This window comes from Microbacterium sp. A20 (assembly GCF_004794515.1).
Taxonomy (GTDB): Bacteria; Actinomycetota; Actinomycetes; order Actinomycetales; family Microbacteriaceae; genus Microbacterium.
The window spans coordinates 46559-66901 of record NZ_SSDF01000080.1 but is presented as its reverse complement, the minus strand read 5'-3'; the positions used below and the strand labels follow the sequence as shown (position 1 = coordinate 66901).

The 20343-nt window shown below is 69.5% G+C and carries 21 protein-coding genes; 10 read left to right on the top strand and 11 right to left on the bottom strand.

Translation table 11 applies throughout. The features are described 5' to 3' along the window. Positions 1-13: 13 nt before the first annotated feature. The 7 genes from DW298_RS11030 to DW298_RS11000 all read right to left on the bottom strand — a co-directional run bounded on the left by DW298_RS11030 (position 14) and on the right by DW298_RS11000 (position 6634). A complete protein-coding gene (locus DW298_RS11030; protein WP_136042525.1) occupies positions 14-769 on the bottom strand; it encodes an ATP-binding cassette domain-containing protein in 756 nt (251 codons plus the stop codon). Next, on the bottom strand, positions 766-1563 hold the full coding sequence (locus DW298_RS11025; RefSeq protein ID WP_136042524.1) for an ABC transporter ATP-binding protein: 798 nt from the start codon (positions 1561-1563) through the stop codon (positions 766-768). Before DW298_RS11025 ends, DW298_RS11030 begins: the two co-directional genes overlap by 4 nt. After that, positions 1560-2420, bottom strand: coding sequence for an ABC transporter permease (locus tag DW298_RS11020; protein ID WP_136042523.1), 861 nt, complete (start codon positions 2418-2420; stop codon positions 1560-1562). The genes DW298_RS11025 and DW298_RS11020 overlap by 4 nt, the downstream gene beginning before the upstream one ends. Beyond that, positions 2417-3379, bottom strand: coding sequence for an ABC transporter permease (locus tag DW298_RS11015; protein WP_136042522.1), 963 nt, complete (start codon positions 3377-3379; stop codon positions 2417-2419). The genes DW298_RS11020 and DW298_RS11015 overlap by 4 nt, the downstream gene beginning before the upstream one ends. A gap of 52 nt (positions 3380-3431) precedes the next feature. Beyond that, positions 3432-4925 carry an ABC transporter substrate-binding protein gene (locus DW298_RS11010; protein ID WP_136042521.1) on the bottom strand — a complete coding sequence of 498 codons (1494 nt, stop codon included), beginning with the start codon at positions 4923-4925 and terminating at the stop codon, positions 3432-3434. Between the two features lie 27 nt (positions 4926-4952). Continuing rightward, positions 4953-5648 (bottom strand): DUF1684 domain-containing protein, encoded by a 696-nt coding sequence (locus DW298_RS11005; protein WP_136042520.1) that lies wholly within the window; start codon positions 5646-5648, stop codon positions 4953-4955. Positions 5649-5719: 71 nt separating this feature from the next. Continuing rightward, positions 5720-6634, bottom strand: coding sequence for a LysR family transcriptional regulator (locus DW298_RS11000; protein ID WP_136042519.1), 915 nt, complete (start codon positions 6632-6634; stop codon positions 5720-5722). A 103-nt stretch (positions 6635-6737) separates the two neighbouring features. Here DW298_RS11000 and DW298_RS10995 point away from each other — a divergent pair, with 103 nt between their 5' ends. Continuing rightward, positions 6738-8096: an MFS transporter gene (locus DW298_RS10995; RefSeq protein WP_136042518.1), complete on the top strand. Its 1359-nt coding sequence runs from the start codon at positions 6738-6740 to the stop codon at positions 8094-8096. A 19-nt stretch (positions 8097-8115) separates the two neighbouring features. After that, a complete protein-coding gene (locus DW298_RS10990) occupies positions 8116-8862 on the top strand; it encodes a 3-hydroxybutyrate dehydrogenase (protein WP_136042517.1) in 747 nt (248 codons plus the stop codon). Between the two features lie 15 nt (positions 8863-8877). On the opposite strand, the gene DW298_RS10985 is transcribed toward DW298_RS10990, so the two are convergent. Further along, positions 8878-9513, bottom strand: coding sequence for a TetR/AcrR family transcriptional regulator (locus tag DW298_RS10985; RefSeq protein WP_136042516.1), 636 nt, complete (start codon positions 9511-9513; stop codon positions 8878-8880). A 64-nt stretch (positions 9514-9577) separates the two neighbouring features. On the opposite strand from DW298_RS10985, the gene DW298_RS10980 reads away from it, so the two are divergent. Then, complete coding sequence (locus DW298_RS10980; protein ID WP_136042515.1) at positions 9578-10891, top strand: glycosyltransferase; 1314 nt, start codon at positions 9578-9580, stop codon at positions 10889-10891. Between the two features lie 238 nt (positions 10892-11129). Here the strand turns inward: DW298_RS10980 and DW298_RS10975 are convergent, their stop codons facing one another. Both DW298_RS10975 and DW298_RS10970 read right to left on the bottom strand, forming a co-directional pair. Further along, positions 11130-12233, bottom strand: coding sequence for a hypothetical protein (locus DW298_RS10975; RefSeq protein WP_136042514.1), 1104 nt, complete (start codon positions 12231-12233; stop codon positions 11130-11132). Then, entirely contained in the window at positions 12230-13189 is a 960-nt protein-coding gene (locus DW298_RS10970; RefSeq protein WP_240745108.1) for a hypothetical protein, read from the bottom strand. Before DW298_RS10970 ends, DW298_RS10975 begins: the two co-directional genes overlap by 4 nt. A 70-nt stretch (positions 13190-13259) precedes the next feature. On the opposite strand from DW298_RS10970, the gene DW298_RS10965 reads away from it, so the two are divergent. Both DW298_RS10965 and DW298_RS10960 read left to right on the top strand, forming a co-directional pair. Beyond that, complete coding sequence (locus DW298_RS10965) at positions 13260-13862, top strand: GNAT family N-acetyltransferase (RefSeq protein WP_240745107.1); 603 nt, start codon at positions 13260-13262, stop codon at positions 13860-13862. Between the two features lie 23 nt (positions 13863-13885). Beyond that, positions 13886-14245: a hypothetical protein gene (locus DW298_RS10960; RefSeq protein WP_240745106.1), complete on the top strand. Its 360-nt coding sequence runs from the start codon at positions 13886-13888 to the stop codon at positions 14243-14245. Positions 14246-14384: 139 nt separating this feature from the next. Here the strand turns inward: DW298_RS10960 and DW298_RS10955 are convergent, their stop codons facing one another. Further along, positions 14385-14972 carry an Lrp/AsnC family transcriptional regulator gene (locus DW298_RS10955; protein ID WP_237682566.1) on the bottom strand — a complete coding sequence of 196 codons (588 nt, stop codon included), beginning with the start codon at positions 14970-14972 and terminating at the stop codon, positions 14385-14387. A 150-nt stretch (positions 14973-15122) separates the two neighbouring features. On the opposite strand from DW298_RS10955, the gene DW298_RS10950 reads away from it, so the two are divergent. From DW298_RS10950 to DW298_RS10930, 5 genes are read left to right on the top strand one after another with little or no spacing between them, the layout of a single operon-like run. Next, on the top strand, positions 15123-16709 hold the full coding sequence (locus DW298_RS10950; RefSeq protein WP_136042511.1) for an ABC transporter substrate-binding protein: 1587 nt from the start codon (positions 15123-15125) through the stop codon (positions 16707-16709). 11 nt (positions 16710-16720) lie between these two features. After that, on the top strand, positions 16721-17782 hold the full coding sequence (locus tag DW298_RS10945) for an ABC transporter permease (RefSeq protein WP_136042510.1): 1062 nt from the start codon (positions 16721-16723) through the stop codon (positions 17780-17782). Beyond that, a complete protein-coding gene (locus DW298_RS10940; RefSeq protein WP_136042509.1) occupies positions 17779-18690 on the top strand; it encodes an ABC transporter permease in 912 nt (303 codons plus the stop codon). The genes DW298_RS10945 and DW298_RS10940 overlap by 4 nt, the downstream gene beginning before the upstream one ends. After that, positions 18687-19508, top strand: coding sequence for an ABC transporter ATP-binding protein (locus DW298_RS10935; RefSeq protein WP_136042508.1), 822 nt, complete (start codon positions 18687-18689; stop codon positions 19506-19508). The genes DW298_RS10940 and DW298_RS10935 overlap by 4 nt, the downstream gene beginning before the upstream one ends. Then, a complete protein-coding gene (locus tag DW298_RS10930) occupies positions 19501-20340 on the top strand; it encodes an ABC transporter ATP-binding protein (RefSeq protein WP_136042507.1) in 840 nt (279 codons plus the stop codon). The genes DW298_RS10935 and DW298_RS10930 overlap by 8 nt, the downstream gene beginning before the upstream one ends. Positions 20341-20343: the final 3 nt, after the last annotated feature.

The window sequence follows — 20343 nt, the reverse complement described above, 5'->3', positions numbered from 1 at the left end:
AGCCGGGCGACGATCAGCGCGGCAGTCGTGGAACCGCGTCGACGAGCGCCCGGGTGTACGAGTCCTGGGGATCGTGCAGCACATCCGCCGTCGCGCCCTGTTCGACGACGCGGCCGTTCTGCAGCACGACCGTGCGGTCGCATGCTGCGGCGATCGCGGTCAGGTCGTGCGACACCATCACGAGCGACAGGCCGTTCTCGCGGCGCAGTCGGTCGAGCAGCTCGAGCACCTGCACCCGCGTCGTGACATCGAGAGCGCTGACCGGCTCATCGGCCAGGAGCACTCGGGGGCGCGACACCACGGCCCGCGCGATCGCGATGCGCTGACGCTGTCCGCCGGAGAACTCATGCGGGTACCGGCGCGCGGTGTCGGCGGGAAGGCCGACCGAATCGAGGGCTTCCGCGATGCGGCGCTGGGCGTCGGCACCGGATGCCAGTCCCAGTGAGCGGAGCGGTTCGCCGATGATCCGGTCGATGCGCTGCCGGGGGTCGAGTGACGAGTAGGGGTCCTGGAAGACGGGCTGCACGCTCGCCCGGAACCGCCGCATCTGGGCGCGGTCGCGCAGCGTCAGGGATGCGCCGTCGAACAGCACCTGGCCATGACGCGGTGCGGCGAGCCCGAGCATCAGCCGCAGGATCGTCGACTTGCCCGCACCCGACTCGCCCACGAGACCGAGCGAGTCGCCGTCGGAGAGGCTCAGCGACACATCGTCCAGCACCCGGTGGGAGCCATACGCGAAGCCGGCGCCCCGCAGTTCGAGGATCGTCATCGCATGTCCTCCTCGGCGTCGAGGTACTCGTCGAGAGCACGGGCGCTGTCGACCAGCATCCGTGTGTACGGCTCGGCGGGCTCCCTCAGCACCTGTGCCACCGGCCCGGCCTCGACGACACTTCCGTCGCGCAGCACCACGATGCGATCGACCATGCGCGAGACCACGGCCAGGTCGTGGCTGATGAACAGCAGAGCCATGCCCCGTTCGGCGATCAGCCGCTCCAGCAGCGCGAGCACACCGTCCTGCACCGTCACGTCGAGCGCCGTGGTCGGCTCGTCGGCGATGAGCAGCTGCGGTTCGGCGGCGAGGGCGATCGCGATCGCCACCCGCTGACGCTGACCACCCGACAGCTCGTGCGGGTAGGCGCGGGCGATGCGGGGATCGGTGAGGGCGACCTCCTCGAGCGCCCCCGCGACAGCCGCGCGCAGTTCGGCACCCCGCAGGCCGCGATGCCGGCGCAGCGGCTCGGCGACCTGCCGGCCCACCCGCATCAGCGGGTCGAGCGCGGTCAGCGGCTCCTGGAACACGATCTGCGCGACGGGTCCGCGCAACGGCCGAAGATCGGCATCCCGAGCGCCGACGACCTGATGCCCGCTGAGCAGCACCGAGCCCGACGCGACGAGGGCGTCCGGCAGCAGCCCGGTGACCGCGAGCGAGGTGAGCGACTTGCCGGAGCCGGACTCGCCGATCAGGCCCAGGCGCTCGCCGGGCTCCAGCGAGAACGACACGTCTCGCACCAGCACACCGGATGCCGAGCGCACCGTGAGGCCGGCGACGTCGAGAAGGCTCATCGGCTCCTCCTGCGGGTCGGGTCGGCGAGGTCGCGCAGTCCGTCGGCGAGGAAGTTCACGCCGAGCACGAGCGCGATGATCGCGACACCGGGAGCGATGGCGCCGACGGGGGCCGTGAGCACGGTGCCCTGCGCCTCCTGCAGCATCCGTCCCCACGACGCGTTGGGCGGCGGTGCGCCGAGGCCCAGGTACGACAGGCTCGCCTCGGCGAGCACGGCGGCGCCGAACTGCAGCGCGAGGCTCACGGCGAGCGTCGGCGCGATGTTCGGCAGCACATGCTGGAACACGATGCCGAGCACGCCGGTGCCGCTGGTGCGGGCGGCCGTGACGAACTGCTCCTGCAGCACGCGACGCGCGAGGATGCGGGTGAGCCGCGCGACCACCGCCGACATCGCCAGCCCGATCGCGAGCACCGCCGACCACAGCGAGGCCCCCTGGACGGCGACCACGAGCATCGCGAGCAACAGCACGGGGAACGCGATCACGACGTCGAGTCCGGCTGAGAGCGTGTCATCGACCCAGGGCCGCGCGAACGCAGCGAGGAGTCCGACGATCGTGCCGAGGACGGCGGCGATCGCGACTGAGCAGGTTCCGACGATGAGGGCGATCCGCGCGCCCCACATCAGCTGCGAGAGCAGGTCGCGGCCGAGTCGATCGGTGCCGAGCAGGTGCAGGGCGCTCGGGCCCTCCAGGCGGCTGCCGCTGGTGTCGGCGAGCGGATACGGGAGCCAGAACAGGGAGACCAGAGCGATCAGCACGATGACGCCGGTGAGCACGATCCCGATGAGCAGCGTCGCCTTCGGGCGCCTCCGCGCGGGCACGGATCCGGTGATCAGCTGTTCGGCGACGCGGCTCATCGGTTCCCCGAGACGCTCGTGCGCAGGCGCGGATCGATCAGTCGCTGCACGATATCGGCGGCGAATCCGACGAGCAGCACGAAGAGGGTGCTGACGACGAGAACGCCCTGGATGACCTGGAAGTCGTGCTGCTCGATCGCCGACAGCAGCAGGCTGCCGAGACCGGGGAGGGTGAACACGCTCTCGACGACGACCGCGCCGAGCAGGGTCGTCGACAGCTCGATGCCGAGGACCGCGACGACCGGCACCGCGCCGTTGCGCACACCATGACGCAGCAGCGCCTCACCCACGCCGGAGCCTCCGGCGCGAGCGGTGCGCAGATAGTCGCTGCCGAGCACGTCGAGCGTGGCGGAGCGCACGTAACGGCTGAGGGAGGCGCTCATGACGATCACGATCGTGATGATCGGCAGGGCGAGCGATCGCAGCGCGTCGGCGGGGTCCTCCCAGTCGTCACGCGGGAAGCCCCCGGAGGGCAGTGCGCCGAGCCCGAGCGCGAACACCCAGACGAGCACGACGCCGACCCAGAACACCGGGACGGCGACGCCGAGCTGCGCGAAGCCGGAGAGGGCTATGCCGTACCAGCGGTCGGACTTCACGGCGGCGGTGATGCCGATCACGAGGGAGACCAGGAGGGCGATCGTGAACGCGATGAGCGTGAGCGGAAGCGTCACGGCGAGGCGGTCGGCGATGTCGGGTCCGACCGGGCGCGAGCTCAGGAACGACTCGCCGAGGTCGAAGCGGAGCAGCTGCCCCGCCCAGGTCGTGAACTGCTGCAGCAGCGGCTGGTCGGAGCCGACCTGCGCGCGGGCGGCGGCGATCTGCTCGGGGGTCGCATTCACCGAGAGCAGGGCGTTCGCCGGGTCGCCGGGCAGCAGCCGCAGCAGCACGAAGATCGCGATCATCGCGACGACGAGCGACACCACGAGGAAGGCGAGACGGCGGATCAGGTAAGCGAGCATGACTGTTCAGGATGACGAGGGGGATGCCGACGCGCGGCATCCCCCTCGCGCGTCAGGACTTGACGATGTCGTAGGCGAAGAACTGGGAGTTCAGGCCGTTGACCGGGTATCCGCTGAGGTCGCTCGAGGCGACCACGATCTGCGGGTAGAGGTACAACCATACGCTCGCCGCGTCCTCGGCGATCTTCTCGTTGACCTGCTTCAGCAGGGCGGTCTGCTCGTCGGTCGTGGTGGCCTGTTCGGCGTCGGCGACCCACTTCTGCACGTCGGCGTCGTCGTAGCCCCAGTAGAAGTCGGGGTTGCCGTACCAGACCACGTCACGGTCGTTCACGTGCTCCTGGAGGGTGGCCTCGAAGTCCTGCTCCTTGAAGACCTTCGTGTACCACTCGTCGGCGCTGATCGTGTTGATCTCGACCGTGATGCCGACCTCGGCGAGCTGCGACTGCAGGAACTCCGCGACGGCGGGGTGCGGGTCGTAGCTCGGGGTGTCGAGCGTGAACGTGAACCCGTCGGCGTAGCCGGCCTGCGCGAGCAGGTCCTTCGACAGCTCGACGTCGTACGGGTTCACCTTCGTGAGGTCCTCGTACCAGGGGTCGGTCGGCGGAACCATCGAGCCGATGAGCGTGCCGTAGTCGCCCCAGATGGACTCGAGGAGCTTCTGGGTGTCGACCGCCGAGTAGATCGCCTTGCGCACGAGCGCGTTGTCGAAGGGGGCGACGCGGTCGTTGAACGCGAGCAGCTCCTTCGTGGTCGAGGTGCCCTCGCTCACGACGTAGTCGTCGGAGTCGAACTGCGAGAGGGAGTCGGGGCTCTGCACGCTCGTGATCACGTCGATCTCCCCCGTGAGGAGGGCGTTGTTCTCCGCCGTCGCGTCGGTGAAGTACGTGTAGACGACCTCGCCGTTCTTGGCGGGCTCGCCCCAGTAGTCGTCCCAGCGCTCGAGGGTGAGGGTCGAGCCCTTCTTCCACTCGTCGAGCGTGTACGGGCCGGTGCCGTCTTCAGTGCTGGTGATGTCGCCGGCCTCGTCGTTGACGATCCACACGTAGCTGAGGTTGTAGAGGAACGAGATCGACCGCTGCGACAGCGTGAACACGACCGTGGTGTCGTCCGGCGTGGCGATGTCGGAGATCACTCCGAAGCTCGACTTGCGCGCGGAGACCGAGTCCTCGGCGGTGACGGCCTCGACGCTCGACTTCACGTCGGCGGAGGTGAGCGGGTCGCCCGAGTGGAAGGTCACGTCGTCGCGCAGAGTGATCGTGTAGGTCAGGCCGTCTTCGGACACCTGGGCGTCTTCGGCGAGGAGGGGCTCGACCTCGCCGTCGTCCGTCAACCGGTACAGGCCCTCGTAGACGTTTCCGGTCAGCGCCTCGGTCACACCCTGGCCGCCGCCCTGGGTGTTGCTCAGGTTGGTGGGCTCGTACAGCGAACCGATGAAGATGGTGGCGTCTTCGCTCGGGGCGTCGTCGGTCGTGCCCGACGCGCAGCCGGCCACGAGGGCGAGCGTGGCGACGGCGCCGAGCGCGCCGAGGATACGAGTTCTTCTCATGAGTACTCCAGGGTGAGAGTGCGCGGCTCAGGCCGCGTAGATGTCGAAGCCGTCGCGGAAGACGACGTTCTTCTCGCCTGCTCGGATAGGCAGGGGGAAGCGGTTGGATGCTGGCGGCAGCGGGCAGTTGTACTGGGCGCTGAACCCGCAGGGCGGCACGAACGCGCGGTTGAAGTCGAGGGTGACGGAGCCCTCGTCATCGCGCAGCTGGACGAACAGGAAGCGGCCGGACCCGTAGGTCTCCGAGCCGTTCGTCTCGTCGCCGAAGACGAGCAGCAGTGTGCCTCCGTCGTCGAACGCGGCGAGGTCGTACTCGCGGCCGTCGAGCTCGAGGCGGATGTCGCCGGGAACGACGAGGTCGCGGGTGCCGCCGTTGTCTCGGATGTGCTCGAACGAGACCCGGCGGTCGCCGGAGACGGGAGTGAAGTGGCCCTCGAGCACCCACGCCGGGTCGTATTCGTACGTGTCGATGCGATCGAAGGCGCGGATGGCGGGGGCGTCGGCATCCCAGACCCGCAGACCGTGCTCCGCCTGGCCGGTCTCGATGTCCGTGCGCTGGATCGGCGTCACGGTTTCGGTGCGGGACGCGGCGCGCTGCGCGGCATCCAGGTCGGGGGCATCGCCCGTCCAGCGGGTCTCGACCAGGGCGAGGTTGCCGGTGGCAGACGTGACGGAGGCGCGGCGCTCGGCCTGCCACTGTGTGTGCTCTTCGCGTTCGGACATCACTTTCGATTCTCCTGCATGGAGAACGCGGCGGGGCCGGGTTCGTCACTCGGGGTAACGAGTTCCGGCGCTCAGTCGCCGGCGCCGTCCAGCATCACCTTTGACGCTCGCGTCTGCGCGCGCAGGGCCTCGGCGAGGGCGGCGACGGCGGGAAGCCGGAGCGACTCCGGGCGGGCGACCAGGTAGTAGGGCAGCTTCTCGGCGAAAACCGACGGCAGTAGCCGCACGAGGTCGCCGTGCCGGTCGGCGGCGAAGCATGGCAGCAGCCCGATCCCGGCCCCGGCGCGTGTGGCCTCGACGTGTACGAACACGTTGGTGGAGGTCAGCCCGTCCTGCATGCGGGGCACGAGGCGGCGGGGGAGGTCGAGCGCGTCGACCTGCAGCATGGAGTCGACGAAGTACACCAGGCGGTGCTGCTCCAGCTCCTCCCGCGTCTGGGGCCGACCCGCTCGGGCGAGGTAGTCGCGCGACGCGTACATGCCGAGCGTGTAGGTGCCGAGCTTGACCGCGTGGGCGCGGTGGGTCTGCGGCGCTCCCACCACGACCTCGAGGTCGAGGCCTGCCCGATGCTCGGCCGCGCGCCGGGTCGCGGCCACGATCTCGACCGTGAGCCGGGGGTGCTCGATGCGCAGCGCGGCGATGGCGGGCGCGGCGATGTAGGCGCTGAAACCGTCGGTCGCCGACATGCGCACGACGCCGGCGATCGGGTCGGGCGCGTCCGCGCCACCGCCGTCGAGCTGGGAGAGCGCGGCTTCGATGCGTCCGGCGCTCTCCGCGGCGGCGCGTCCGCGGTCGGTGAGCTCCCATCCTGTGGCGGACTGTGCGAGCAGGCGGCCACCCAGCGCCGCCTCGAGGGCCGCGATCCGCCGGGCGACCGTCGTGTGGTCGAGCCCCAGGTGGGTGGCGGCGCTGGTGTAGCGGCCGGTGCGGGCGACGGCGAGCAGCACCAGCAGGTCGTCGGCGCGAGGGCGCTTCGTCGCATCCATTCTGCAATTATGCACATCCCCTGTGCAGCACTGGGCGTTGATGCGATGCGGGCGATGCCCAACACTGGACCGTGGTGTCACCGTCGACACCCGAAGGAGAGACATGGCATCCTCAACCAGCGCAGCCCCCCTCGCGCCCACCTCGACGTCGAAGCTCAAGCGCGTCGTCGCCGCCTCCATGGCCGGCACGGTCGTCGAGTGGTACGAGTTCTTCCTCTACGCCACGGCCGCGAGCCTGGTGTTCGGCACCTACTTCTTCCCGCCGACCGGTTCGCCGCTCGACGGCATCATCGCGGCCTTCGTGACCTACGCGGTCGGATTCGTCGCCCGGCCGCTCGGTGGCATCGTCTTCGGACAGATCGGGGACCGGTTCGGCCGCAAGCCCACGCTGCAGGCCACGATCATCATCGTCGGCGCCGCGACGTTCCTGATGGGTTGCCTTCCCGGGTTCCAGAGCATCGGCTACTGGGCACCGGCGCTGCTCGTGGCCCTGCGGTTCATCCAGGGCTTCGCGGTCGGCGGCGAGTGGGGCGGTGCCGTGCTGCTGGTCGCCGAGCAGAGCCCGGACCGCTCGCGCTCGTTCTGGTCGAGCTGGCCGCAGGCCGCCGTTCCCGTGGGCAACCTGCTCGCGACGCTCGTGCTGCTGGTGAGCTCGTGGGCCATGAGTTCGGCAGCCTTCCTCGAATGGGGTTGGCGCATCGCCTTCTGGCTCTCGGCCGTGATCGTCCTGGTCGGCTACTACATCCGCCGCAACGTCGAGGAGGCGCCGATCTTCCTCGAGGCCAAGGCGCAGGTGGAGGCCGAGAAGGCCATCTCCTACGGGGTCGTCGAGGTGCTGCGCCGGTATCCGAAGGGCATCGTGCAGGCGATGGGCATCCGCTTCGCCGAGAACATCGTCTACTACATCGTGGTGAGCTTCACGATCGTGTACCTCAAGACCGTGCACGAGTACGACACCAGCCAGCTGCTGCTCGCGCTGCTCATCGCGCACGTCGTGCACTTCGCGATCATCCCGCAGCTGGGTCGTCTCGCCGACCGCTGGGGGCGCAAGCCGGTCTACCTGACCGGGGCTGTGCTCAGCGCCACGTGGGCCTTCTTCGCCTTCCCGATGTTCGACACCCTCAACCCGGTGCTGATCGTGCTCGCCGTGACGATCGGGCTCTGCTTCCACGCTTTCATGTACGCGCCGCAGCCGGCCGTGATGGCCGAGCTCTTCCCCACGCGGATGCGGTACTCCGGTGTCTCGCTGGGCTCACAGGTCACGGCGATCCTCGCCGGCTCGCTCGCGCCGATCCTTGCGATCCAGTGGCTGCGCGACTTCGGCTCGTGGCTGCCCATCGCCATCTACATCGTCATCGCTTGCGTGGTGACCGCGGTCGCCGTGCTTTCGCTGCGCGAGACCAAGGGCGTCTCGCTGCAGGCGATCGACGACGCGGATGCCGCGCGCTTCGCGACTGCTTGAACGACCAGAGGAGCACGACATGACGGATCTACGAGGACGCCGGGCGCTGGTCACCGGGGGAGCGAGCGGGATCGGCGCGGCCTGTGCCCGTGAATTCGCGACGGCGGGCGCCCACGTCACGGTCGCCGACATCGATCGCGAGGCGGCGGAAGCGCTCGCCGCGGAGATCGACGGAACGGCGTGGCATGTCGACCTGGCCGACGTCGGGGCGCTGTCCGAGATGCGCCTCGACGTCGACATCCTCGTCAACAACGCGGGCGTCCAGCATGTGAGCCCGATCGAGGACTTCGACGCGGAGCGGTTCTCGTTCATCCTGCGACTCATGCTCGAGGCGCCGTTCCTGCTGATCCGGGCCGCGTTGCCCGCGATGTACGAACGCGGTTTCGGGCGTGTGATCAACGTGTCGAGCGTGCACGGGCTGCGCGCCTCCGCCTACAAGTCGGCCTACGTCGCGGCGAAGCACGGGCTCGAGGGGCTGTCCAAAGTGACAGCGCTGGAGGGCGGATCGCGGGGAGTGACGAGCAACTGCATCGACCCCGGCTATGTGCGCACACCACTCGTCGAGAAGCAGATCGCCGATCAGGCGCGGCTCCACGGCATCCCCGAGAGCGAGGTGCTCGAGAACGTGATGCTCACCGAGGCGGCCATCAAGCGGCTGGTCGAACCGGAAGAGGTGGCGTCTCTCGCGCTGTGGCTCGCCGGCGACACCGCGGGGATGGTCACCGGAGCCGGTTACACGATGGACGGCGGCTGGTCAGCCCGCTGAGCTGCAGGTCGTCGCTCAGCCTGTGATCTCGGCATCGACCGCCGCGCGCAGCCACGCGGCGTAACGGTCGGCCGTCCACCCGGATTGCGCGACGAGCTGCTGGTAGCTCTCGGGCGAGAGCAGGAACGACAGGGCGTCGGCCGTCGCCGCCTCGTCGATGCCGGGGGCGGCGATGCCGCGCCGCCGCAGTTCCGAGACGAGCGCGCGGTAGTCGGCGCCGCGACGCTCGAGGATGCGGTGCAGGGCGGCGTCGACGACGGGGTCGGACAGCGCGGCGCCCAACAGCACCGTCCACAGCCCGTGACCTCGCGCGTTCGCGGTGGTGATCTGGGTCAGCACCAGGTCGAGGAAGACCTCGTCGGGCAGCTCGAGGAGTCCTGCCGCGACCTCGGTGTCGGTGAGCGAGTCCGCGCCCTCCGAGCCCGAGAACGTGACCTCGAAGGCGGCGATCAGCAGCTCGGCCTTCGCGGCAGTCGTCTTCACGGTCTCGGCGGACACTCCCGCCTCGCGTCCGATCGCGGCGATGGTGGTGGCCTGGTATCCCTGCGTCGCGAACAGGCGTGCGGATGCGGCGACGATGCGTGAGCGGGTCTCCTGCGCCTGGCGGGCGCGCAGTTCCGATCGATAGGCACGGGGAGCGGCCTCAACCATTGACTTTCCTAACGGGGTGATGAATACTACGACGGTACATTCGATCTTAGGGAAAGAACCCGCCATGTCCAGTTACCTCATCACCTGCACACCCGCGCACGGCCACGTCGTGCCGTTGCTGCAGATCGCTCGCCACCTCCTCGCCCGCGGCCACGACGTGAGCTTCCTCACGAGCAGTCGCTATGCCGAACGCGTGCAGGCCGCCGGCGCCCGCTTCCTCCCGCTGCCCGACGACGCCGATGTCGACCTTGACGATGCCGACGGCGCCTTCCCCGAGCGTCGTGGGCTGACCGGGCCGGCCGCCCTGCGCTTCGACATGACCAACCTGTTCGTCCGCCCCGGTGCGGCGCAGCTCGCCGCGGTTCGCGCCGAACTCGACGCCCGTCCCGTCGATGCCGTCCTCACCGAGCCGCTCTTCGTCGGCGGCGCGCTCCTGCAGCTGCTGCCCGCAGACGAGAGACCGCCCGTCGTGGTGCTCGGCATCTTCCCGCTCGGGGCGCGCAGCGCGGACACGGCGCCGTTCGGGCTCGGGGTCACCCCGATGCCCGGCCCGCTCGGTCGACTGCGCAACGCCGCCCTGCGCACGGTCGCCGAGCGTGCGATCTTCGGTGGCGTGCAGAAGGAGGCCGACGCGATGGCGCGGCGCGAGGTCGGCCGCGACCTCGGCGGCTTCGTGCTCGACTGGGCCGGCCGCGCCGACGTTTACGTGCAGTTCACGGTGCCCGAGTTCGAGTATCCGCGCGCCGACCTTCCCGCCACCGTGCACTTCGCGGGCCCGCTGCCTCCGTCGCCGTCCGACCCCGTCCTGCCGGAGTGGTGGTCCGACCTCGACGGTTCGCGACCGATCGTGCACGTCACCCAGGGGACCATCGCCAACTCCGACTTCGGTCAGCTCGTGCAGCCGACCATCGCCGCGCTCGCCGCATCCGATGCCCTGGTCGTGGTGTCGACGGGTGGCCGCCCGGTCGAGGCGCTCGCCGGCAGGCTGCCCGACAACGTGCGCGTCGCCGAGTACCTCCCGTACGACCGGTTGCTGCCCCTGGTCGATGTGCTGGTCACGAACGGCGGTTACGGCGGCGTGCAGCAGGCGCTCGCGCACGGCGTCCCGCTCGTGGTCGCCGGGCAGACCGAGGACAAGGTCGAGGTCTGCGCGCGAGTGGGGTGGTCGGGGGCCGGGGTGAATCTGCGCACCAGCACCGCGACGCCGGCGCAGGTCGCGCGCGCGGTGGACCGCGTCCGGTCCGACCCCTCGTATCGGGGGAACGCCGAGCGGATCGGAGCGGCCATGCGCGACGCCGATGCGTGGCGAGCGCTCGACGGCTGCCTCGACGAACTCACCGGCCGCTGGGCCGGCGTGCGCGGGGGATCCCGGGGCTGACTCCGCCGGGAGAAAGCGCATTCCGATGCATGGATGCAACGCGTTGCAACCCCATCCGGTATACCATTCCCTTATACGCCCAGCAGTGTCAGTCCCCAGCTGAACGCGGGCGGGGCGGCTCAGCCGCCATGCGGAGGGAGAGTCGATCTTCTTTCGATCCCGAGGGGGGATGGGGTGGGAGTTCGGTCCCCAGCCGACACCCACCCCCACACTCGGACTCCGCCTCAGTCGCTGCGCCTCAGTTCATGCGGCTCAGGAACCAGAACGCGACGAACGCGATCACGACGATCAGCGGCACCCACGTTCCCCCGCGCTTCAGTCGTCGCCCCTGTGGTGCGACTCCCGGCGGCGGCGTGAGCAGGCCTGCCGGCGGAGCGAACGGCAGCGCCTGGTTCGTCACCGTGCTGGATGCCGGTGCCTCCGGGTTCTCGGCGATCAGGCGCTCGTCGCGCCACCGCGCCCACTGATCGAACTTCGTCAACAGCGCGCCGACCGTGCCGAACAGCCACGCCCAGGTCGCGGGATCGAGCGTCGACACCTTGCGCTGCGTGTACAGGAACAGCCAGTCGTCGACGATCTCGACATCGAGTTGTGCCGCGTTGTCGATGAACCGCGCCATGATGTCGGGCGTGAACAGGTAGAGCGCATCGCGTTCGTACCCGGACGGGCAGTAAAGCGTGAAGTGCTGATCGAAGTCGCCCTCGAGCGACAGCCGTTGCTCCTTGTGGAACGAGGCGGGGAGGTTCGAGCCGAAGCCGTTGTTGCCCTTGGCGTCGAGCACGATGTTCGGCAGCGGCACGTCGAGCTTCACGGCCACGTATCCCCAGCGGTAGGTGGTCGAGTTCTTCCCCGACTGCACCGTGTACTGGTAATTGCCGAACTCCACGAAGCGCGGCGTCGTGCCCCGGATCAGGTCGGTCGACTGCCGCGAACGGCCCAGACTGAAGATCATGCCGGGCAGGGGAGGGTCGGCCACCTTCGGCTCGTACGACATGCCGTTCGCCTGCGCGAAGCGGTGCAGCCGATACCGCGTGGTCTGCGCGTTGCGCACGCCCATCCAGATCATCACGCCGACCGCCGCCAGCAGCAGGACGATCAGCACCAGCGGGATCGCCATGGCCGAGGGGCTACCGCCGAGGGATGCGATGCTCACGATCACCGTCACCATGATCGGGATCAACACCACGGCGGCGATCGCGACGGCGACGATGCCGATGACGGTGGATGCCGACATGCGCGACGACGGCCGCGAACGCAGCTCCGCGGCGAAGGCCCGCACGGCGGCCGCGTCGACCGGGTCGATGAGCGGCCGCGCGTCGAACCTCGTCTGGGGTGAAGTCACCGGTTCACCGTGTCCGCATCCCAGGTGAGGTCGGCGCCCTCCGGGATCGCGAAGGCCTCGAGCCGCTCGTCCGCGCAGATCGCGTCGACCAGCGCGGGGGAGCCGGCCACGATCGTCGAGTCGAAGTCGACCTCGCTCACCAGCACCCAGGCATGATCCTCCGGCCACAGCAGGCTCGGGCTCTGGGGTGGCCGCGGAAACCCGCGCTCCTCGGCGACGCGGTCGCGCCACGGCACCTTCCGGTCCCACTCCGGGTCGGCGAAGGCGCTCGGCGGCGCCGAGAACAGCACGTGGTCGCGCATCGGGAGGCGGAGGCGCGGGCCCTCGGAGATCTCGCGCGAGAGGATGCCCTCCTGCCAGGTGGGCTTGCGGAAGACGTTGTTGAACGGATCGTGCGTGCTTCGATCGAGCATCGCCTGGTGGTTCGGGTCGTCCGTGAAGGTCAGGGAACCGCCGGACGGGGTGATGCCGTAGAAGCCGAACAGGTCGCCGCGGCCCTCCCAGAGCGCGACGAAGCCGGCATCCGGGGTCTGGGTGTGGCCGACGAGGTGAGTCGCGATCGCGGCCAGGTGCTCTGGGGCGAGCTCGCCCTCCAGCGGGGCGGAGAATTCCCGTCCGTCCGGAGCGATCCGCGTCCGCCAGTCGTCATCCGTCGGTGTCCGCACGATCCGATGCCACTGTGCGAGCGGGTGCAGGATCGTATCGAAGGCGGCAGCCGTCTGAGCCCAGGTGGCGGGCTCGTCGACGAACTGTCCGAGAAGCGCATGCTGCTCCGCCTCGGGCAGCCGATCCCACTCCTCCGACGTCGGCACCGCGCGGTCGGGCAGCGACCGGACGATCGCCGGGTGCAGGATGCGCGCATAGGCGGGGAAGCCCCGGGGGACCACCGAGTGCATCGTGTCGAGGCTCGTATCGAGTCGCTCGCGTACCCAGGCCCCCGCCGAGGGATCAGACATCCACTCCATGCGACCACGCTACCGGGGCGGTCGCCCACTGAGCGGGTCGCGCGCCCGTAGGGTGAGAGCCGTGTCCCCGACAGCCGAGCCTTCCCCTGGTGCTTTCGCCCCGGAATATCCGATCCGTACCGAACGCCTGATCCTGCGTCCGATCGCTTCCGGCGACGCCGCCGCGATGCACGCGTACAAGTCCGACCCGGATTCCGTCCGCTACGTGCCCTATGGCCCGCTGGAGCAGACGGACATCGAGCGGCGCATCGCCACGACGTGGTCGAACACGCGCTTCGACAACGAGGGTGACGCGGTGAGTCTCGCCGTCGAAGAGCGCGCAACAGGCACGCTCGTCGGCGACGTCGTGCTGTTCTGGCGCAGCGAGGAGGACCGTGCGGGCGAGGTGGGCTACATCTTCGACCCCCGCGTCGCCGGACGCGGCTACGCCACCGAGGCCGTGCATGCCCTCCTTGTTATCGGCTTCGAGGGGCTCGGGCTGCACCGGATCGCCGCGCGGATCGACGAGCGCAACACCGCATCGGCACGCGTCGTCGAACGACTCGGCTTCCGGCGCGAGGCGCGGTTCGTCGAGAGCGAGTGGTTCAAGGGGGAGTGGGCGACGCTGCTGGTCTACGCGCGGCTCGAAGACGAATGGCGCGGGCGCGGGGCGACCGCCGGATGACCGCATCCCGCATAATCGAGGATGTGACTGCGACAGCAACCCTCCCCTCCCTCGACGGCCGCCGCTTCCGGATGGTGTCGTCCACGACCTCCGCGGTCGACCCCGAATCTCCGAGCATCTTCGAGTACTTCGAGCGTGACGGCGCGATCTGGGGTGGATACGAGGGCGACACGGTCACCTTCGGCAAGTTCGTCGGCACCCGCACCGGTGACACGATCTGGGTGTCGTTCGTGCACGTGCTCAAGGCCGACGGCACGGTCGTGACCGGCGACGGCGAGAGCGAGCTCGAACTCACCGACGATGGCGGCATCCGCCTGGTCGAGCACTACGAGATGCACGGACTTCCGCAGCTCAGCGTGTGCGAGGAGATCGCGGCCGCCTGACCCCGCACCCCGTGCGCTGAGCGTCAGTCCCCTGCGCTGAGGGGTCAAGACACGCCGTATCGCGGCGTGGAGATGCGGCGTTCGCTGACCCCTCAGCGGGGAGCGAGCGGGGAGCGAGCGGGAGAGCGGGACGCGAGTCTCAGCGCGGCGGCAGTGCGTCGCGGCCGGCGGTGGCCGGCGTCCAGCGCGTCATCCCGAGCGGGATCTCGGTGCTGCGCTCGGGCAGATCGGCGGGTAGCAGATACGGCCGCCGGATGACCTCGTCGAGGACGACGACGCTGACCACGGTGCGCACCTCCGGCAGCTGCGCGATCACCCCGGTGGAGAACTCGTGCACGCCGCTCACGTCGACCGCGCGGATGAGCAGCATCGCGTCGTGCTCGCCGGTGGTGATCGCACACCACTCGACGTCGGGCATCTCGAGCACGCGTTCGCGGAACGACGCCCAGGCCTGCGGCATCACCGTGACGAACACGAGCGCGCCGATCGAGAGCCCGGCCTTGGCCTGATCGACCCGGGCGCTGAAGCCCGTGATGACCCCGTCGTGCACCAGCGACTCGACCCGCGTGTACGCGCTCGCACGGGAGATGCCGACCTTGTCGGCGAGGGCGGCGATCGAGACGCGACCGTTATCACGCAGCACATCGAGGATTCTGTATGCCGTCTCGTCCAATGGGGCGGCACTTCGTCCAGAATGCTTCGACTGATCCGCATCCTTGCTGGACATATTGCTCCTCACGACCGACGTTCTGGACAGAGCGTGTCGAGACCACCCACACTCGCTGGACACATCGTCGCATATGATGCGAATCTGATCCCCGGTCGTCCACATCGGTGGCGACTCACCCGAATGTACTCCTCGCCCCTGGAGGTCCTCATGTCGTCACGCCGTATCACGCCGGTCATCGCGCTCGGAGCGGTCGCGATCTTCGCGCTCGCCGGATGCTCGGGAGGGAACTCGGCCGGAAACGGCGGCGACTCCTCCGCCTCCGACTCGCTCGTCATCGACACCGCATTCTCGATCGAGACGACCGACCCGGGTCACACCTACGACCCGACCGGCAACATGATCGCGAAGGCGCTGTACGAGACGCTCGTCGACTTCGAAGGCTCCGACGTCTCGACCCCAGTTCCCGGACTCGCCTCGTGGGAGCAGAACGACGAGGCGACTGAGTTCACCTTCACGCTCGAGGGCGACCGCGTCTTCTCCGACGGTTCGCCGATCGAGGCGAAGGACGTCGTCTTCTCGCTGCAGCGCATCCAGGGCATGGCCGACGCCAAGCCGAACTTCCTGCTCGGCGGCCTCACCATCACCGAGGTCGACGACAAGACGATCCGGTTCACGTCGGAGACCCCGCTGCTGCAGCTGCCGGCGATCCTCGCGAACCCCGCGCTCGGCATCGTCAACTCCGACGTCGTGATCGAGAACGGCGGCACGACCGACGGCACCGACTCGGCGCAGAAGTTCCTCGACGGCGAGTCCGCCGGATCCGGCCCGTTCGTGCTCGACACGCTCGACCTCAGCTCGCAGGTCGTGCTGACGAAGAACGACGAGTACAACGGCGACGAGGAGTCCGACTACAAGCGCGTCGTCGTCCGCAACGTCTCGGAGAGCGCCACCCAGCTCGCCAACCTCAAGGGTGGCGACTCGATGGTCGCGATGGACCTCAACGGAGACCAGGTCGCGGGTCTCGGCGACAACGTCACGGTCGACTCGGTCCCCTCCGGGCAGACGATCTTCCTGCTGCTGAACCAGTCCGAGGCCGTCGCGGGTGAGCTGGCGAACGTCAAGATCGCCGAGGCGATCCGCTACGCGCTCGACTACGACGCGCTGCTCGAGCTCGCCGGTGCCGGCTCCGTGCAGGCGACGGGCGTCATCCCGCCCGGATTCGAGGGTGCTCTCGAGACCGGCGTCGAGCAGGATCTGGACAAGTCCAAGGCTGCGCTCGAAGAGGCCGGCTACACGGGTCAGACCCTGAAGCTGCAGTTCCCGAACGACTACCCGGTCGGCGGCGTGGAGTTCACCCCGCTCGCCGAGCGCGTGCAGGCACAGCTGGAGGATGCCGGCATCGCGGTCGAACTCGCCCCCGCGCCCTTCGCGACCGAGCTCGACGCCTACGTCAACGGCACCGAGGGCTTCGGCCTGTGGTTCTGGGGCCCGGACTACGCCGACTCCGCGAACTTCCTCCCGTTCGGTCCCGGCCTCAAGGTCGGACTCCGCTCCGGCTGGGCCGCCGAGGCCAACCCCGAGATCGCCGGAATCGCCGCCGGTGCCGCGGCAGCGACCGACCCCGAGCAGCGCACGGCCGCGTTCACCGAGTTCGCCGAGGCGATGCAGGCCGAGGGCCCGTTCGTGCCGCTGATCGTCCCGGGTCGCAACATCTCGTCGGCCGACAGCGTGAGCGGTGCGGTGTACAACTCCGTCTGGGAGATGGACATCGCCGAGATCACGCCCGCCGGCTGAACGGACATCCCATGACGACAGTGGCGGTGCAGAGGCAGGCGCAGCGGCGCCGATCGCCTCTGGTCGGATACCTGCTGAGGCGGGCGGGCACCTCCCTGCTCCTGCTGGTGGGCGTGACGATCGTGACGTTCGCGCTCACCAACCTGGTGCCGGGAGACCCGGTCTCGGCCGCCCTCGGTGAGGGCGCCTCGCAGAACCCGGCGACGCGTGAGGCGTTCATCAAGGCGAACGGACTCGATCAGCCACTGTTCGTGCAGTACTTCATCTATATGGGGAACCTGCTCCGCGGGGACCTCGGCACGTCGCTGGTGACCGGACGCCCGGTCACCAGCGACCTCGCCACCGCGGTGCCCGCGACCATCGAGATCGCGATCAGCGCGATCATCGTCAGCCTCGCGGTCAGCATCGTGCTCGGCACCCTCGCCGCCTACCGTCGTGGCCTCGTCACCGACCAGGTCATCCGCGTCGTCACCCTGGTCGGGCTGAGCGTGCCGACCTTCTGGCTGGCGCTCGTCAGCTTCTACGTCTTCTTCCTCGAGCTGCGCATCGCCCCGGGATCCGGGCGCATCTCGCCCTCGATCACGCCGCCGCCGCGCGTGACCGGCCTCTACACGGTCGACTACCTCCTGAACGGTGACGCGGTCGGCTTCTTCGACGCCCTCGCGCACCTCGCGCTGCCGGTCATGGTGCTCTCGCTCGTGACGATCGGCCTGCTCACCCGCTTCATCCGCACCTCGGTGCTCGAGGTGCTCGGCAGCGACTACGTGCGCGCCGCCCGCGCCAAGGGTCTCCCCGCCATGCGCGTGATCCTCGACTACGTGCTCCGCGGAGCCTCGCTGCCGATCCTCACCGTGGTGGGCGTCGCTTTCGGGGCACTGCTCTCCGGAACTGTGCTCGTCGAGTCGGTGTTCGCCTGGCCAGGGCTCGGAACCTACGCCTACAACTCCGCCGCCAACCTCGACCTGCCCGGCATCATGGGCGTCGGTCTCGTGGTCGGCATGATCTACCTCCTCATCAACTTCATCGTCGACATCCTCTACGGCGTGCTCGACCCGAGAGTGAGGATCGCATGAGCCGCATCGCCGCAGCCACGCCGGCCGGCCGCTTCCGCTTCCGCTGGCCCCGCGCCTGGCGCACCCCGCTCGGCATCATCGGCACCGTCATCGCGGGCGCCTGGGTGATCGTGGCCTTCACCGCGCAGTGGTGGGTGCCGTATCCGCCGAACGCCCAGGTGCTGCCCCGCCTGCAAGCGCCCGGCATCGACACGCTGCTCGGCACCGACGGCAACGGCCGCGACATCTTCTCCCGCCTGATGACGGGTGCGACCGTGAGCCTCCCGCTCGCGCTCATGCTCGTGGTCGCCGCCATGATCATCGGCACGGTCATCGGCGCCGTCGCCGGGTACTTCGGCGGTTGGGTCGACGAGACCCTGATGCGCATCACCGACCTGTTCATGGCCTTCCCGACCGTGATCCTCGCGATGGTGGTCGCGGCGTCCCTCGGGCCGTCGCTGTTCAACGCGGTGATCGCGGCGATCGTGGTGTCGTGGCCGCAGTACTCGCGCGTCACTCGCAGCATCGTGCTGGGTCTGCGCGGGCAGAACTACGTGATCGCCGGACGACTGCTCGGCCACTCGCCCGCTCGCACGCTGTTCGTCGACATCCTCCCGAACATCGCAGGCCCCGTCCTGGTGCTCGCGACGCTCGACATCGGTGCGGCGATCCTGCTGCTCTCCGGCCTGTCGTTCCTCGGTCTCGGTGCACAGCCGCCGACCGCCGAGTGGGGCTCGATGATCTCGGGTGCGATGCAGAACTTCGACGCCTGGTGGCTCGGGGTCTTCCCGGGTCTCGCGATCCTGACCGTGGTGCTGGCGTTCAACTTCCTCGGCGACGCGATGCGCGACGTGCTCGACCCGACGGCCGAGATCACGCACGAGAAGGCCGCGGAACACAAGGCCTCGGCGACGGGGGTGGCGGCATGACCTCCGTGCAGGGATCCTCCGTGCTCAGCATCCGCGATCTGACCATCGACATCGGTCGCCCGCTCGTGAAGGGCGTCTCGCTCGAACTCGAGGCGGGTCGCATCCACGGTCTCGCCGGCGAATCCGGATCGGGGAAGACGCTGACCTCGCTCGCCGTGCTGGGGCTGCTGCCCCGCCAGGCGAAGACCGGCGGATCGATCCTGCTCGGCGGCGAAGAGCTTGTCGGCCTGAAGCGCCGCTCCCTCAACCGCGTGCGCGGCAAGCGCATCGCGATGGTGTTCCAGGATCCCTCGGCGTCGCTGCACCCGCAGCTGCCGGTCGGCCGCCAGCTCACCGACCACATGCGCGTGCACCTCGGGCTCAAGGGCGCCGCTGCTCGCGAGCGGGCGATCGAACTGCTCGAGACCGTGCAGGTCCCGAACCCCGCCGAGGCGCTGAAGCGCTATCCGCACCAGTTCTCGGGCGGGCAGCGGCAGCGCATCGCGATCGCGTGCGCCCTCGCGTGCGACCCCGAGGTGCTGCTGGCCGATGAGCCGACCACGGCGCTCGACGTCACGGTGCAGGCCGGCATCCTGAAACTGCTGCGCGACCTCGCGGTGGAGCGGAACCTCGCCGTGCTCCTCGTCACGCACGACCTGGGTGTGATGAGCGCGATCGCCGACAGGGTGGCCGTCATGAAGGACGGACGCGTGGTCGAGCTCGCCGATCGCGAGACGCTGTTCCTCGACCCGCAGCACGACTACACGCGGATGCTGCTCGCGGCCCTGCCGGGTTCGCGCATCGATGAGGCACCGGAAGGGCAGGCCGCAGATGAGTGAGGTCCGAGTCCTCGACGCGCAGGACGTGGTCGTGCGCTACCCCGGCAACCCGCCCGTGATCGCCGTGAACGGCGTGTCCATCAGCGTCGCCGCCGGTGAGACGGTCGCGCTCGTCGGGGAGTCGGGCAGTGGCAAGTCCAGCCTCGCCCGCGCCGTCGTCGGCATCGAGAAGATCGCCGGCGGAACGGTGCTCTTCCGCGATGAGCCCGTGGCGCCGCTCGGCATCCGTCGTCGGCCGACCGCGATGACCGGCATCCAGATGGTGTTCCAGGATCCGGCGACCTCGCTGAACCCCCGCCGCCGCGTGGGCGATCAGATCGCCGATGGCATCGCGACCGCCCGTGCGCGCGGCGCCGAGGGCTCGACCGTCGACGAGTGGCTGGAGCGCGTCGGACTGCCGACGACCGTCAGCACCCGTTTCCCGCACCAGTTCTCGGGTGGGCAGAAGCAGCGCATCGCGATCGCCAGGGCCCTGGCTGCCCGGCCATCGCTCCTCGTCGCCGATGAGCCGATCTCGGCACTCGACGCCTCCACGCAGACGAGCGTCGCGGGGCTCATGCGCGACCTGGTGGCGGAGTCGGGAGCGGGGATGCTGTTCATCTCGCATGACCTCGCCGTGGTCCGCCGCATCGCCGACCGCACGTTCGTGATGTTCGGCGGCCGTGTGCTCGAGTCCGGCCCGACGGATCAGCTCTGGGCCGCGCCGCAGCACCCGTACACGCAGGCGCTGCTGGCCGCGATCCCGGAGCCCGACGGCGCCGGCCGCATCCCCGCCGCGCCCTCGGTCGACGACCGCACCGTGTGGGCCGAGATCCCGCCGGTCATGTACTGAGCG